The following is a 14,694-nucleotide window of genomic DNA, read 5'->3' as shown; positions in this document are numbered from 1 at the left end:
TGTGTCTGACTCCCTGAACACCCCCGATGCCCCGCTCTCGGCACCCCACGCCCCCGGTGTCCCCGTCCGGCACACCCGGGCCAAGGGGGAGCCGCGCTTTCCGGACGGGCCCAAGGCGGATCCCGCCGGATCGCACTTCGAGCGGCGGATCCGCAGCTTCCAGCCGCGGCGGAGCCGGGTGACGGCCGGGCAGGCCGACGCGCTGCAGCGGCTGTGGCCCGCGTGGGGGCTGGACATCGACGGGCAGCAGGTGATCGACCTCGGCGACCTGTTCGGGAACGACCACCCGGTGGTCCTGGAGATCGGCTTCGGGATGGGCGAGGCCACCGCGCAGATGGCCGCGGGCGACCCGGACACCAACATCCTGGCCGTCGACGTGCACACCCCGGGCCAGGGGAACCTGCTGAATCTCGCCGACCGGAACGGCCTGACCAACGTCCGGGTGGGCAACGGCGACGCGATCATCCTGCTCCGGGAGATGCTCCGCCCGGACGCACTGGACGGGCTGCGCGTCTACTTCCCCGACCCGTGGCCCAAGAAGCGGCACCACAAGCGGCGGCTCATCCAGCCCGAGTTCCTGACGCTCGCCGCGACCCGGCTGAGGCCCGGCGCGATCGTGCACTGCGCGACCGACTGGGAGCCGTACGCCGAGCAGATGCTGGACGTGCTCACCGCGCACCCGGACTTCGAGAACACCCAGCCGGACGGCGGCTTCGCGCCGCGCCCCGACTTCCGGCCGCTGACCCGTTTCGAGGGGCAGGGACTGGACAAGGGACATGTGGTGAGAGACCTGCTGTTCCGGCGTGTCCCGCACAGCGCCGCTGAGCAGGACCGTTAATCCGCTCCAGCCCCTCGCCCCGCCACCGTTAGGGTCGATGCCGTGGCCACCAGTCCTCCGTTTCCGACGTATCCGCCGCGCCCCGGCGACGGTGTGCTCCGCCACCCGCACTGGTGGCAACGCAGGTGGGTGCGGTACGGAGCACTGAGTTCCCTGCTGGCCCTGTCCGGTCTGGTCATCCTCGCGCTGGTGCGGCGGCAGACCGGCACGGAGGGCTTCCTCGTCGGGCTCGGCCTGGCCGTGCTGCCCGTGCCCTGGCTGATAGCCGCCTTCCGCTGGCTGGACCGGGTACAGCCGGGCCCCTGGCGGAACCTGGTGTTCTCCTTCGCCTGGGGAGCCTGTGCGGCGGCACTGATAGCCATCGTGGCCAACAGCTTCGCGACCAAGTGGATAGCCACCTCGACCGCGGACCCGGCAAGCGCCGACACGCTCGGCGCCACGGTGATAGCCCCGATCGTGGAGGAGTCCGCGAAGGCCGCCGCCGTGCTGCTGGTCTTCCTCTTCCGCCGGCGCGACTTCGCCGGGATCGTGGACGGGGTGGTGATCGCCGGGATCACCGCCACCGGCTTCGCGTTCACCGAGAACATCCTCTACCTCGGTACGGCCTTCGGGACCGACCAGCTCACCGGCGACCGCGGCATCGCCTCCGTCACCGCCGCCACCTTCTTCGTGCGCATCGTGATGTCCCCGTTCGCGCACCCCCTGTTCACCGTGCTCACCGGCATCGGCTTCGGTATCGCCGCGCTGTCCGCCGAGCGGCAGCATCTGCGGCGGATCCTGCTGCCGCTCTGCGGCCTGCTGCTCGCGATGGGCATGCACGCCTTCTGGAACGGCTCCTCCACCTTCGGCGAGTACGGCTTCTTCGCCGTCTACGGCGCCTTCATGGTGCCCGCGTTCGCGCTGCTGACCTGGCTGGCGATCTGGACCCGGCAGCGGGAGCTGCGCACCGTGCGGGCGGAGCTGCCGGCGTACGTGCTGGCCGGCTGGCTGGGGCCGGCCGAGCCGTTCGCGCTCGGGTCGATGCGGGCGCGGCGGATGGCCCGGGACTACGCCCGGCACCACCACGGGCGCCCGGCGGCGCGGGAGGTCGCCCGGTACGAGGCGGACGCCACCGCGCTGGCCTTCCTGCGGCACCGGGGGCGGGCGGGGAAGGCCGGCCCCGACTTCGTCGTACGGGAGCAGGAGCTGCTGGACGAGCTGTGGAAGCGCAGGCACGTGGCCCGGCCGGCCCTGGAGTACGCGAGCAGGGCCTCCGTACCGGCGCCGGCGCACTGGGGAGCGGCGCCGTACGGCTATCCGGCGATGCCGTACGCCGCGTACAACCCGTACCGGACGTAGCCGCCGGGGCTGCCGGGGGTGCGGCACCGCCGGAGCGGGGGATCAGCCCGGCATGAGCCAAACGACAGGCCCTAGGCGGAGGCCTGAGTCAGCCGGTCCACCTCGGCGTCCGTGAGCTTCAGCTCCGCCACCCCGACCAGCGCCGGCAGCTGTTCCACCGTCCGTGCCGAGGCGATCGGGGCCGTGATCGTCGGCTGGGCGGCGAGCCAGGCCAGGGCGACGGTGGCGACCGGGGCCTCGTGGGCGGCGGCGATCTCGTCCAGGGCCGCCAGGACCTTCCGGCCGCGCTCGGTGTCGGCGTACTTCTGGGCGCCGCCGGCGCGGGCGCTGTCGACGGTCGTACCGGGCCGGTACTTGCCGGTGAGGAAGCCCGAGGCGAGGGAGAAGTACGGGACGGCGGCCAGGCCCTCGCGGGCGGCGAGGTCCTGCAGCGGGCCCTCGTAGGTGTCCCGGGAGACCAGGTTGTAGTGCGGCTGGAGGGCGACGTAGCGGGCGAGGCCCTCGCGGTCGGAGAACTCCAGGGAGGCCTGGAGGCGCTCGGGGGTGATGTTGGAGGCGGCGATCTGCCGGACCTTGCCCGCCTTCACCAGCCCGTCCAGCGCTCCGATGATCTCCTCGACCGGCACCTGGGGCTGGTCGAAGTGGGTGTAGTAGAGGTCGATGTAGTCGGTGTCCAGGCGGCGCAGGGAGGCGTCGGCCGCGGCCTTGATGTTGGCGGCGGACAGCCCCTGGTACTCCGGGTGCTGGCTGACCTTGGTCGCGATGACGACGTCGGAGCGGTTGCCGCGGGCGTTGACCCACTTGCCGATGATCGTCTCCGACTCGCCGCCCTGGTTGCCCTCGACCCAGGCGGAGTAGGCGTCGGCGGTGTCGATGAAGTTGCCGCCGGCCGCCGTGTAGGCGTCGAGGACGGCGAAGGAGGCCTGTTCGTCCGCGGTCCAGCCGAAGACGTTGCCGCCCAGGGAGAGCGGGAAGACCTCGAGATCGGAAGAGCCCAGTTTACGAAGTGACGTCATACGACAGGTCAACGCCGGCGGGGGAAGACCGCATCCCGCCGCCGGCGTCAATTTCCCGCAAAGTGTCCCGCGCGGGGCGGGGGCGTCAGGGGGTGAGGCCCTTGCCGCGCAGCCACGCCATGGGGTCGATCCCGGTGGCCTGGCCGCCGGGGTGGACCTCCAGGTGCAGGTGCGGGCCGGTGACGTTGCCGGTGGCGCCGACGCGGCCGATGACCTCGCCGGTGGAGACCTTCTGGCCGGCCGTGACGTTGATCGAGGACTGGTGGCAGAACCACAGCTCGGTGCCGTCGTCGAGGGTGAGGATGGTGCGGTAGCCGTAGGAGCCGGCCCAGCCCGCCTCGGTGATCGTGCCGCTGTGGACGGCCTTGATCAGGGAGCCGGTGGGGGCGGCGAAGTCCAGACCGGTGTGGTAGCCGGAGGACCACATCGAGCCGGCCTGGCCGAAGGTCGAGGTGATCGTGTACGAGGAGGTCGGCAGCGTGTACTGCTTGGCCAGCCGGGCCAGCCGCGCCTCCTCGGCCTTCTTCTCGGCGGCGGCCTCCGCCTTCTCCTTGGCCGCGGCGGCCTTGGCGGCGGCTTCCTTCTCGGCCCGGGCGGCGGCGTCGGCGGCCTGCTTCTCGGCGGCGGCGAGCGCGACGGCGGTGGCCTTGCTGTCGGCCTGGCCCTGCTGCTGCTCGGCCTGGGCCATGATCCGGTTGCGCAGGGCCTCGCCCGCGTCGGTGCCGTCCTCGCTGTCGGCGGTGGCCACACCGACGCTGCTGAGCGTGGTGGTGGCCTCGGCGGCCGGGGCGTCGCCGGAGCCTTCCTCGAAGAGGGAGCCGACGGAGGGCAGGTCCGGCAGGGAGATGGAGACCGGCGGCTTGCCGGTGTTGGCGCTGGCCATGCCGCCCGCGCCGACCGCGGCCATGACGCCGACGCCGAGGACGGTGGAGCTGCGCGCGAAGCCGCCGCGCTGTTTGGCGACGCGGTGCCGGCCGCGGACCGGGGCGACGGATTCCTCGGTCGGGTTCCACTCCTCCCAGGAGCCCTCCTCGGCGCGGTAGGAACCGTAACCGAAGGTCTCGGTCTCGCGCTGAGCCGGTATGAACGGGGCTTCTGGGGCAGGCCGGTTGGACGCCACGCAGGCGTACTCCTTTCCTTCCTCCGCCTACCGGGTTAGCTGACGGGTTCGGAGCAGGAAGGTCTCCTACGCGCGTAAACCGGTCGTGGACTCCATGAGTTCACGACGGCATCCGCGTGATTCACCCCAAGGTGGTGGTTCCCCGGTTCCCTTGCGGGATTCGGCGCGTGCGCACGGAGCCGCCTCTGGTGACGGCTGGGACGACCGCGCTGCGTTATCGAACGTTAATAGACTTGCCAGTCACTTTCCAAGCCGTTCGGCTTGATCGTTCACGCTTTTGCCGGTGCAGCTATCGCCCACTACCCCGCCAAAACGGGCGAGTTGACCTGACCTCGGAAGAGTTCAGGAGTCACTTCGGGTTTTGATGGCGACTCAGATGTTATGCGTACGCGCTCGCCCGGTCACCTTCGGTGACGACCGTCAGGGCCGCCGCACGGCGAGCAGCGCCATGTCGTCGGTCATGCCGCCGCCGCAGTGCCGGCGCACCTCCGCGGCGAGCCGGCCGAGCAGTGCGGCCGGGCCCGGGAAGGTGCGCCCGGCGAGCCGCCGCTCGGGGTCGTAGAACCGGCCGTGGGCGTCCCGGGCCTCCGAGAGGCCGTCGGTGTGGAAGAGCAGGGTGGCGCCGCTCGGGAAGCAGGCCTCGGTGGCCCGGTCCGGCCACAGGCCCAGGTCGCCCATGCCGAGCGGCAGCGCGGGTTCGGCGGGAGTCAGGGTGCGCAGGGTGCCGTCGGCGTGCAGCAGCAGCGGCGGCGGGTGGCCGCGGTTGACGATCCGTACGAGGCCCTCGCCGTGCGGGAGCTCGGCGAGGACCGCGGTGGTGAACCCCTCGAACGCGTCGATCCCGTCGCGCCGGGTGCCCTCGCGGGCCAGCGCCCGCTCCAGCCGCTCGGCCACCTGCTCCAGCGTGGCCTCCTGCTCGGCCGCCTCCCGGAACGCGCCGATCACCACGGCGACGGCGGCCACCGCGCCCATGCCCTTGCCGCGCACGTCCCCGACGACCAGCCGGACGCCGTGCGGGCTGTCCTGCACCGCGTACAGGTCGCCGCCGATGAACGCGTCCTGGCGTGCGGCCTCGTAGCAGGCGGCGATCTCGAAGCCGCCGATCCGTGCGTCGGGCTCGGGCAGGACGGCCCGCTGGGCGGCCTCGGCGATCTCCCGGGCGGAGGCGAGCTGCCGGTCGCCGCGCCGGACCACCCGGTTGATGACGGCGGCCAGCAGGGCGACCGTGGCCACGGTGACCACGTCGGTGACGGTGCCCACGGTCGGGTGGGCACCGGCGTCGGTGTGCACGGCGTAGGCGGCGGCGAGGGACGCCAGGCCGGTGAGGACGGTGGTGCGCAGCGCGGACAGGGGGGCGGCGGCCAGCGGGGCGGCGGTGAAGAAAGGGACCGGAGTGAAGTCCTCCGGGGTGAGCAGGCCGTACAGGACCCCGCAGACGACGAGGAGCCCGGGCAGCGCACGGGCCGAGCCTGATCCCGGGCGGCGGCGGACACGCGCCGGCGCGGGCTCGGCACCGAGCCCCGGGTCGGGCACGGGATCGCCGGGGAGCCGGTCTCCCGCCCTGGCGTACGGGCTCTCCTCCACCTTTCCAGGGCGCACCGCGTGTCTCCCACATGTCCGACGTGCCTCCAGGTTTCCGGGCCCCGGGACACCGGGCGACCCCGGTGGACCGAAAGGGGTGTGCGAGTGGTCCCGCGCATGGCGTACACTGGAGTCACAACGACGCGGGGTGGAGCAGCTCGGTAGCTCGCTGGGCTCATAACCCAGAGGTCGCAGGTTCAAATCCTGTCCCCGCTACTGAAGACTCAGGGCCCGGAATCCACTGGATTCCGGGCCCTGAGTGTTTCCGGTACCCGTCCACCGTGCAGCCCACGGCGGACGGGCCGGCGCTCACAGCAAGTGAGCGTTCGGCGCCTTGGCGAGTTCCGCCAGTTCGGGAAGCACGACGACCTGCGCACCCCCGGCGACGAGAACCCCCGTCCCGTCGGCCGCGTGGACGAACGTGTCGGGTTCACGCCACGCGGTGACGACCCTCCGCACCCCCGCCCGCAGAATCAGCTCCGCACAGGGCGCCGGCCGGGACGCACGCCGGGCGCAGGGCTCCAGGCTGCTGTACACGGTCGCGGCAGCCACCCGCGGATCGGCCGGATCGATCTTCGCGAGCGCCGCCTCCTCCGCGTGCACCACAGGATCGGCTCCCTCACGCGAATACCCGCGCGCCAGCTCCGTACCGTCGGCGGCCACCACCACCGCACCGACACTGAACGCCGTCTCCGAGGGCGGGCACTGCGCGGCCAGCTCGCAGGCGGTGCGCAGCCAGTGGCGGTCCGCGGCGGTGGGCAGCGGGCCGGTGCCGGGGGCCGTCGGCACGTACCGCATGAGCACGACGTCCTCGATCCGGCGGGTGTCGAGCAGGCGCAGCCGTCCCCGCTGGTAGGTCCCCGGCCCGAACATGCGGGGCGCCGCGGGATCGCCGACGAACAGCGGGGCGAGGACGAGCTGGAGCTCGTCGGCGAGGCCCTGCTGGAGGAGCTGGGTGTGGACCGTGCCGCCGCCCTCGACCATCAGGCGTCCGACCCCGCGCACGTCGTGCAGGTGCTCCAGCAGGGCCCGCCAGTCCAGCGCGGGGCCGAGCGGGACGACGTCGGCGGTGCGCCCGAGGAGGCGGGCGGCCCGTTCGGCGCCCCGGTCGGTGGTGTAGACGAGCTTCTCGCCGCCGGTGTGCCAGAAGTGTGCGGCCGGGTCGAGGTCGCCGGTGGCGGTGACGGTGACCTTCAGCGGGTACTCCGGCCCACCCGCCGCCGTGCGGGCGGCGCGCCGCTCGGCGGAGTTGACCAGCAGGCGGGGGTTGTCGGCGCGGATCGTGCCGGCGCCGACGAGGATGGCGTCGACGGAGGCCCGTACCGCGTCGACCCGGTCGAAGTCGGCCGGGCCGGACAGCAGGAGCCGCTCGGGGCCGGTGTCGTCCAGGTAGCCGTCGAGGGAGACGGCGGCGGACAGCAGCACGTACGGCAGGGGCATCGGCGCGCTCTCTTTTCCGGAGGCGGGGGGTCGGCAGGGCTTGTCGGTCGGCTGTACGGCTTGGTTCAAGTTTGAAACAAACCTACACTGGCGGCATGACGACCCGCTGGCTCACCCCGGAGGAACAGCGCGCCTGGCGCGCCTACACCGCCGCCTCCCGCCTCCTGGAGGACGCGATCGACCGGCAGCTCCAGCAGGAGGGCGGCATGCCGCACCTGTTCTACACGGTGCTGGCCAATCTCTCCGAGGCCCCCGACCGGCGACTGCGCATGACCGACCTGGCCGAGACGCTGAAGATCACGCGCAGCCGGCTGACGTACGTGGTGACCCGGCTGGAGCGGGACGGCCTGGTGCGCCGGGAGAGCTGCCGCTGGGACAGGCGCAGCTCGCTCGCGGTACTGACGGAGGAGGGGATGGCCGTGTTGGAGCGTACGGCACCCGGGCACGTCGAGACGGTGCGTACCGCGCTGTTCGACCGGCTCACACCGGAGCAGGTGGGACAGCTGGAGGAGATCTGTACGGGGATCGCGCGCGGGCTGCAGGGCGAGGACGCCGCGTCCGGGGGCGGGGACGTCCCGTGGCGGCGCCGTTCGTCCTGCTCGCCGTAGATTGCTTTAACTTTTAAGCAGCGGTAGGGTCCCTGCGAAGCACTGCTTCAAATCTGAAGCAACTCCCCGGAGGGACCCGCATGCCCGACATCCCCGCCGCCACCCAGCGCGCCCGCGTCCGGGTACCGCTGCGCTTCGCCGACGGTTACGGCGCCGACGCGGAACTCGTCACCTTCCACGGCCTCACCGACGGCCGGGAGCACCTCGCCCTCGTCCTCGGCGACCCCGGCCCGGTGCCGCTGGTGCGGCTGCACTCCGAGTGCCTGACCGGTGACGTCTTCGGCTCGGCCCGCTGCGACTGCGGCCCGCAGCTGCGGGAGGCGGTCGAGCGCATCGCCGGCCGCGGCGGGGTCCTGCTCTACCTCCGGCAGGAGGGCCGCGGCATCGGCCTCTACAACAAGCTCGACGCGTACGCCCTGCAGGACCAGGGGCTCGACACCTACGAGGCGAACGCCGCCCTCGGCCTCCCGGAGGACGCCCGCGACTACACGGCCGCCGCGCAGATGCTCACCGCCCTCGGCGTCACCGAGCTGGACCTGCTGTCCAACAACCCCGACAAGGCCGGACAACTGCGCTCGCTGGGCCTCGCGGTCCGGGACCGGGTGCCGACCGGCGTCTTCCCCACGGCCCACAACGTCCGCTACCTCCGCGCAAAGGTCCTCCAGACCCAGCACACACTGCCCCTGGCAGACCTGACGGCGGGCTAGGGCTCGACACCCGGGCCGGCCGACGGGACAGGGAGTCGGTGGCGGCCCGGGGACTCAGCCCGGAGGGGGCCGGGGGACCAGCCCTCTGACGGCGAGCCGGGGACCCGGCCCCGGTGGCGAGCCCAGCGATCAGCTTTGGCGGTGGGCCGGGGCAGCGCCCCTGAACGGCGGACCCAGAGACAGCCCCGGCGGCGAGCGGAGGCCCCCCTGACGGCGAGCCGAAGGATCAGCCTCGGACCGAGCGGGGACCCAGCCCCGGCTGCTAGCCCAGCGCTCAACTCTGGAGGCGGACCGGGGCAGCGGCCCTGAGGGCAAATCACAAGACAGCCCCGGCGGCGAACTGACGACTCCCCCTGACGGCGAGCCCAAGGATCAACCCTCTGACCACGAGCGGGGACCCGGCCCCCGGCGGGGAGCCGAGCGATCAATCCTGGCGGCAGGCCGGGGCAGGGCGCCTGACGGCGGAGCCCACGACAGCCCCCCTGACGGCGAGCCCAAGGATCAACCCTCTGACGGCGAGCCGGGGACCCGGCCCCGGTGGCGAGCCCAGCGATCAGCTCTGGCGGTGGGCCGGGGCAGCGCCCCCGAACGGCGGACCAGGGCAGCAAGTCGCGCGGCGGATCCCGAGACAGCCCCGGTGGTGAGGCGGGGCTCAGGACTGGCGGTGGGCCGGGAGGCGGAGGGCCGGGAGGGTTGCGAGGGCCAGGAGGGTCGCCGTGACCGCGTAGGTGAGGCGGAAGCCGGACGGGGTCTGGCCCGCCGCGCCCAGCAGCACCGACAGCAGGGCCGTGCCGACCGACGCGGCCAGCTGGGCGTTGATGCTGAGCGCGGTGCTCGCGCCGGCCAGCCGGTCCGGGGGCAGGCCCCGGGTCGCGGTGGTCATGGTCGGCATCAGCGTCATCCCGGACCCGAATCCCATCACCATGCCCGCGGCGACGATCCGCCAGGGCGCGACCCCGGCCGTACCGGTCTGCCAGGCCAGCAGGGCCATGCCGAGCGCGGACACCGCGCAGCCGGCCGTGATCAGCCGGCGCGGGACGGTCCTGTCGATCCGCCGGGCGGCGATCTGCATCGTCGCACCGACCGTCAGCCCGACCGGCGCCCCGAGCAGCCCGGCCGCCGTCGCGGTCACGCCCCGCTCCTGCTGCCAGTACAGCGGGCCGAGCAGCATCGAGCCGAAGTAGCCGCAGGTGAACAGGGCGAGCGTGCCGATGCCGGCGGCGAAGGTACGGTCCCGCAGCAGCCGCAGGTCCAGCAGCGGGGCGCGGACGGTGAGCGCCCGCCGTACGAAGGCCGCCGCGAGCACGGCACCGGCGAGGGTCGGCACCAGCGTGCCGGGGGTCGTGAAGTCACCGCGTTCGCCGCCGCGGGCGAGGCCGTACAGGAGCAGGGCCAGGCCGGGCGAGAGCATCAGCAGGCCGGGCACGTCCAGCCGGGGCGGCTCCTGGCCGCGGGCGTCCGGGGCGTCCTTCGGCAGCAGGCGCGCCGCGAGGACCAGGGCCAGGGCGCCGACCGGCAGGTTGATCAGGAAGATCCAGTGCCAGGACGCGGAGTCCACCAGCCAGCCGCCGAGCACCGGGCCGGCGACCGGCCCGACCAGGATCGGCAGCCCGAGCAGACCCATCGCCCGGCCGAGCCGGGCCCGGTCCGCGACTCGCATGCCCATCGCCATGCCGACCGGCTGCAACAGCCCGCCGCCCAGCCCCTGCACCGCGCGGAACGCGATCAGACTGCCCGCGTCCCAGGCGCAGGCGGCGAGCAGCGAGCCCAGTGTGAACAGCACCAGCGCCGTCACGTACGTCCGCTTCGCGCCGATCCGGGCCATCGCCCAGCCGGCCGTCGGAATGACCGCGGCCAGCGCCAGCGTGTACGCCGTCGCGGTCCACTGGATGGTCTGCAACGGCGCCCCGAACGACTCCGAGAGCCGCCGCATCGCGACGTTCACGATCGTCATGTCGAGCACGGCCATCACGGTGCCGAGGACCACGACGGTGACGACCCGGTACAGGGCGGTGGACGAGGTGGGGGCGGAGGGCGGGGCCGAGGCCACGTCCGGCGCGGAGGGTGAGGCGGTCACCGGTCGCCCCTCAGGCCGCGTAGGGACGCTCGGCGCGGGCGGCGCGCAGGGCCCGGGCCCACCAGGTGAGCTGGCCGAGCATGCCCTTGGCGGCGCCGGTGCACACCTCGGCGTCGCGCGGCACGCCGTCCTCGCCGAGCCCGGACCAGGGGCCGTGCAGGCTGACCGAGTCGCGCACGGTCACGGCGTGCAGCTCGGCGAAGACCAGCCGGAGCTGCTCGACCGCGCGCAGGCCGCCGCCGAGACCGCCGTACGACACGAAGCCCACCGGCTTGGCCTGCCATTCGCGCAGGTGCCAGTCGACGAGGTTCTTCAGCACCGCCGGGAAGCTGTGGTTGTACTCGGGCGTGACGACCACGAACGCGTCGGCGGCGGCGAGCCGCGGCGAGACCTCCCGCAGCGCGGCGACGGTCTCGGGGTCCGGCGTGCCGCCCCAGCCGGGCAGCACCAGCGGCAGGTCCACCTCGGCGAGGTCGACGACGTCGAGGTCGAGGCCCGGGTCGAGGGCGGCGGCGGTGGTCAGGAACCAGTCGGTGACGGCCGGCCCCAGGCGTCCCTCGCGCACGCTGCCGACGATGACGGCGACACGGAGCGGACGGTCCTCGGCGGCACGGGCACCGGAAGCGGAATCGGAAACGGACACGGCTGTCCCCCTGTGAGTGAAGTCGATGCCGGGCGGCCGTTCACGGCGACCGCCCCGGACAGCAAAGTACAACGATCGTTGTAGAAATTACAACGGGCGTTGTAAGTCGGTTAGAGTGGGCTGGTCACGAAGGAGGCGAGCGTGGGCCAGACGAACGAGTCCCGGCTGGAGCAGGCGCAGCGCGAGGTGTCACCGCGCAAGCTGCAGAAGCAGATGGCCATCGCGAGCGCGGCCTGCACGGTCTTCGGCCGCGAGGGCTACGCCCGCGCCTCCGTCGACGCGCTCGCCGCCGCCGCCGGCGTCTCCACCCGCACGCTCTACAACCACTTCCCCGGCGGCAAGGCACAGCTCTTCCAGACGGTGGTGACCTGGACGTCGAGCGACGTCCGGGACGCCCAACTCGCGCGCCTGCACGCCGTACTCGACCCGGAGCGCCCGCCGCACCCCGATGACCTGGAACGCGACCTGGTCTCCCTGGCCCGCGGCTTCCACGGGCTCATGGCCGACTACGCCAACCACTTCGCCCTGGTCCGGCACATCCACGCGGAGGCCGACCACGTACCGCCCGAGGTCCTCAAGGCCTGGCACGAGGCCGGTCCGGAACCGGTCGGCCGCGCCCTCACCCAGGCGATGGCCCACCTGGAGGACGCCGGCCTGCTGGACCTGCACGGTGACGCGGCCCTGGCGGCGGGCCACTTCACGGCCCTGATCTCGCACCGGATCGTCCAGGCCACCCACTACGGCGTCTTCCCCCTGCCGGAACCGGAGACGGACCGCCTGCTCAGGGGCGGGGTGAGCGCCTTCCTGCGGGCGTACCGGGCGCCCTAGCCCGCGCACCCGCCGCGCACCACTGCGCACCACTGCGCACGCAGTACTCTGCCCGGAGTGATGTCCCGATCCCACCGCACCCGGAGCCGAGACCCATGGTGAGACGCAACGACCAGCGGCGCGCGGCACTCGTCGACGCGGCGATCGAGGTGCTGGCCCGGGAGGGCGCGCGGGGGCTGACCTTCCGGGCGGTGGACGCCGAGGCCGCCGTACCCACCGGCACGGCGTCCAACTACTTCAGCAGCCGCGACGACCTGCTGACCCAGGCCGGCGCCCGCGTCTACGAGCGGCTCCAGCCCGACGAGACGACCCTGGAACGGCACCGGACCGCCGCCCGGGACCGGGAGACCTACGCCCAGCTGATGCGCGAACTCGTCGGCCGTGTCGCCTCCTTCCGCACCGGCTACCTCGCCCTGCTGGAACTGCGCCTGGAAGCCACCCGCCGGCCGGAACTGCGCGCGATCCTCACCGAACGCGTCCGCGCCGACCTCGCCGCCAACATCGCCTACCACGAGTCCAGCGGCCTGCCCGGGGACGCCACGGCCGTCAAACTCCTCTACCTGGCCCTGAACTGGCTCATCGTCGAACAGCTGACCCTGCCCGACGTCCTCACCGGACCGGAACGGGACGCCCTGGTGACGGCGGCGGTGGAGCGCATCGTGACAGCGGAAGACCCCAGGTCGAGCGCGCGCTGACCTGGGGCCTCTTCGGTAGGCCGTGTGGGACTCGAACCCACAACCAAGGGATTAAAAGTCCCCTGCTCTGCCAATTGAGCTAACGGCCCGTGCGATGGTGCCTGTCCGAGCATAGCCGGACGCGGCCGTGTCGCCGATCGGGTATCGGCGACACGGCCGCGTCGGGGGTGGCGGGATCGGGGGGATGGTTACTTTTCGGCCGGGATGGGGGCCGGGGCCGGGCGCCGGGTGAGGAACCAGTGGCGGGCCGAGGCCAGCCACCAGGTCGTGGCGAAGCCGAGGACGACCAGAACGGCCACCGGGGCGTAGTTGAACGTCTTCCCGGTGACCGGGGAGACCTGGGGAAGCATGAAGAGGACCGTGATCAGCACGACCCAGGTCACCGAGACGATCCCGACGGCACCGGACCACCTGCCCAGGTGCCAGGGGCCGGGGGTGAACGCGGTGCCTTTGCGGACGCGGAGGTAGGTCGGGATGACGTACGCGATGTAGAGGCCGATGACCGCGATGGACGTCACCGCCGCGTAGGCCGTCGTGTTGATCAGGTACGGCAGGCCCAGGGCCAGCGCGCCCAGCGCGGCCAGCCAGACCGCCGCCACGGGGGTGCGGGTGCGGGGGCTGACCGTGTGCCAGACGCGGGAGAAGGGCAGCGCGCCGTCCCGGGAAAAGGCGTAGATCATGCGGCTGTTGGCGGTCACGGAGGCCATGCCGCAGAAGAGCTGGGCGCCGATCACCACCAGCAGCAGGAGCTTGCCGGCCGTGGCGCCGAGGGCGTCCAGGAGGATCTGGGCGGGCGGGGCGCCGGTGGGGGACGCGAGTTCCCTGTCGTACGACTGGATGGCGAAGGTGAAGCCGAGGAGCAGGACGAAGCCGGCGATCCAGGAGGTCCAGATGGAGCGGACGATGCCCTTCGGGCCCGCGGTGGCCGCGTCGTGGGTCTCCTCGGTCATGTGGGCGGAGGCGTCGTAGCCGGTGAAGGTGTACTGGGCCATCAGCAGACCCAGCAGCACCACGTACGGGCCGCTGCCCCAGCCGGTCTTGTCGACGAAGTGCGTGAAGACGAAGGACGCCGACTGGTGGTGGTCGGGGACGAGGGCGAGCGCGGCGACGATCACGGCGACCCCGAGGACGTGCCACCACACGCTCACGCTGTTCAGGAAGGCGACGATCCGCACGCCGAAGGTGTTCAGCAGGCCGTGCAGGATGAGGATCGCGGCGAACAGCGCCACCGTGCGGCCAGGGGTCACCTCGAAGCCGAACTGGAGGTTCAGGTAGGCGCCCAGGAAGGAGGCCGCGCCGAAGTCGATGCCCGCGGTCACCGCCACCTGGCCCAGCACGTTGAACCAGCCGGTGAACCACGCCCAGGCCGCCGCCGAACGCGGCGGCGCCAGGCGGTGGGCCCAGAAGTACAGGCCGGCCGAGGTCGGGTAGGCCGAGCAGATCTCGGCCATCGACAGGCCGACGAACAGGGTCATCAGGCCGACCGCGACCCAGCCCCAGGTGATCACGGCGGGGCCGCCCGTGGTCATGCCGAAGAGGTAGAGGGTCAGACAGCCGGACAGCACCGAGATGATCGTGAAGGAGACGGCGTAGTTCGAGAACGCCGACATCCGGCGGGCGAGGACCTGGGTGTAGCCGAGCTGGGCCAGCCGTTCCTCGTCCGACGGTCCGGCCGCTCCCGCGTCATCTGTCATGCCCCCAGCAATTCCCTCCACGGGGGCGTGACATGCGTCACTCGGTGACCGGAAACCGGCCCCGGGCATGCGGAAGGGCCCGTACGAACGGTGTCGTACGGGCCCTTGC

At 72.7% G+C, this 14,694-nt stretch carries 13 protein-coding genes, 2 tRNA genes and 1 riboswitch; of the genes, 7 read left to right on the top strand and 8 right to left on the bottom strand.

Going from position 1 to position 14,694, the window contains the following annotated elements; genetic code table 11:
- Nucleotide 1 precedes the first annotated feature (1 nt).
- On the top strand, nt 2-838 hold the full coding sequence (gene trmB, locus ACIP4Y_RS24220; RefSeq protein ID WP_358641037.1) for a tRNA (guanosine(46)-N7)-methyltransferase TrmB: 837 nt from the start codon (nt 2-4) through the stop codon (nt 836-838).
- Nucleotides 839-880: 42 nt separating this feature from the next.
- On the top strand, nt 881-2,176 hold the full coding sequence (locus ACIP4Y_RS24215; RefSeq protein ID WP_401396984.1) for a PrsW family intramembrane metalloprotease: 1,296 nt from the start codon (nt 881-883) through the stop codon (nt 2,174-2,176).
- Between the two features lie 71 nt (nt 2,177-2,247).
- Here the strand turns inward: ACIP4Y_RS24215 and ACIP4Y_RS24210 are convergent, their stop codons facing one another.
- The 3 genes from ACIP4Y_RS24210 to ACIP4Y_RS24200 form a co-directional block, all read right to left on the bottom strand.
- Nucleotides 2,248-3,192 (bottom strand): aldo/keto reductase, encoded by a 945-nt coding sequence (locus ACIP4Y_RS24210; protein WP_401396981.1) that lies wholly within the window; start codon nt 3,190-3,192, stop codon nt 2,248-2,250.
- 85 nt (nt 3,193-3,277) lie between these two features.
- Nucleotides 3,278-4,312, bottom strand: a complete 1,035-nt coding sequence (locus ACIP4Y_RS24205) for a M23 family metallopeptidase (protein ID WP_401396978.1) — start codon at nt 4,310-4,312, stop codon at nt 3,278-3,280.
- Between the two features lie 7 nt (nt 4,313-4,319).
- A riboswitch (cyclic di-AMP (ydaO/yuaA leader) is annotated at nt 4,320-4,488 on the bottom strand.
- Between the two features lie 244 nt (nt 4,489-4,732).
- The gene (locus ACIP4Y_RS24200; protein WP_401396975.1) at nt 4,733-5,911 is read right to left on the bottom strand and encodes a PP2C family protein-serine/threonine phosphatase; all 1,179 of its coding nucleotides are present in this window, start codon (nt 5,909-5,911) and stop codon (nt 4,733-4,735) included.
- Between the two features lie 124 nt (nt 5,912-6,035).
- On the opposite strand from ACIP4Y_RS24200, the gene ACIP4Y_RS24195 reads away from it, so the two are divergent.
- Nucleotides 6,036-6,109 (top strand) — tRNA-Met (locus ACIP4Y_RS24195).
- Between the two features lie 93 nt (nt 6,110-6,202).
- Here the strand turns inward: ACIP4Y_RS24195 and ACIP4Y_RS24190 are convergent.
- Complete coding sequence (locus tag ACIP4Y_RS24190) at nt 6,203-7,333, bottom strand: dihydrofolate reductase family protein (protein WP_401396972.1); 1,131 nt, start codon at nt 7,331-7,333, stop codon at nt 6,203-6,205.
- Between the two features lie 95 nt (nt 7,334-7,428).
- On the opposite strand from ACIP4Y_RS24190, the gene ACIP4Y_RS24185 reads away from it, so the two are divergent.
- Both ACIP4Y_RS24185 and ribA read left to right on the top strand, forming a co-directional pair.
- Nucleotides 7,429-7,941: a MarR family winged helix-turn-helix transcriptional regulator gene (locus tag ACIP4Y_RS24185; RefSeq protein ID WP_401396969.1), complete on the top strand. Its 513-nt coding sequence runs from the start codon at nt 7,429-7,431 to the stop codon at nt 7,939-7,941.
- Between the two features lie 80 nt (nt 7,942-8,021).
- Complete coding sequence (ribA, locus tag ACIP4Y_RS24180) at nt 8,022-8,648, top strand: GTP cyclohydrolase II (protein ID WP_401396966.1); 627 nt, start codon at nt 8,022-8,024, stop codon at nt 8,646-8,648.
- 652 nt (nt 8,649-9,300) lie between these two features.
- Here the strand turns inward: ribA and ACIP4Y_RS24175 are convergent.
- Nucleotides 9,301-10,725 carry a DHA2 family efflux MFS transporter permease subunit gene (locus ACIP4Y_RS24175; protein ID WP_401396963.1) on the bottom strand — a complete coding sequence of 475 codons (1,425 nt, stop codon included), beginning with the start codon at nt 10,723-10,725 and terminating at the stop codon, nt 9,301-9,303.
- Nucleotides 10,726-10,735: 10 nt separating this feature from the next.
- Nucleotides 10,736-11,368 carry an NADPH-dependent FMN reductase gene (locus tag ACIP4Y_RS24170; protein WP_401396960.1) on the bottom strand — a complete coding sequence of 211 codons (633 nt, stop codon included), beginning with the start codon at nt 11,366-11,368 and terminating at the stop codon, nt 10,736-10,738.
- Nucleotides 11,369-11,509: 141 nt separating this feature from the next.
- On the opposite strand from ACIP4Y_RS24170, the gene ACIP4Y_RS24165 reads away from it, so the two are divergent.
- Together ACIP4Y_RS24165 and ACIP4Y_RS24160 are read left to right on the top strand one after the other, a co-directional pair.
- On the top strand, nt 11,510-12,196 hold the full coding sequence (locus ACIP4Y_RS24165) for a TetR/AcrR family transcriptional regulator (RefSeq protein WP_401396957.1): 687 nt from the start codon (nt 11,510-11,512) through the stop codon (nt 12,194-12,196).
- A gap of 95 nt (nt 12,197-12,291) precedes the next feature.
- Nucleotides 12,292-12,891: a TetR/AcrR family transcriptional regulator gene (locus tag ACIP4Y_RS24160; RefSeq protein ID WP_401396954.1), complete on the top strand. Its 600-nt coding sequence runs from the start codon at nt 12,292-12,294 to the stop codon at nt 12,889-12,891.
- Between the two features lie 16 nt (nt 12,892-12,907).
- Here ACIP4Y_RS24160 and ACIP4Y_RS24155 read toward each other — a convergent pair.
- Nucleotides 12,908-12,980, bottom strand: a tRNA-Lys gene (locus tag ACIP4Y_RS24155).
- A gap of 99 nt (nt 12,981-13,079) precedes the next feature.
- Entirely contained in the window at nt 13,080-14,585 is a 1,506-nt protein-coding gene (locus ACIP4Y_RS24150; RefSeq protein ID WP_401396951.1) for an amino acid permease, read from the bottom strand.
- Between the last annotated feature and the right edge of the window lie 109 nt (nt 14,586-14,694).

Source organism: Streptomyces sp. NPDC088810, from assembly GCF_044750305.1.
Taxonomy (GTDB): domain Bacteria; phylum Actinomycetota; class Actinomycetes; order Streptomycetales; family Streptomycetaceae; genus Streptomyces.
The sequence above is the reverse complement of the archived record's forward strand: the minus strand, read 5'-3'. Positions and strand labels throughout refer to the sequence as shown.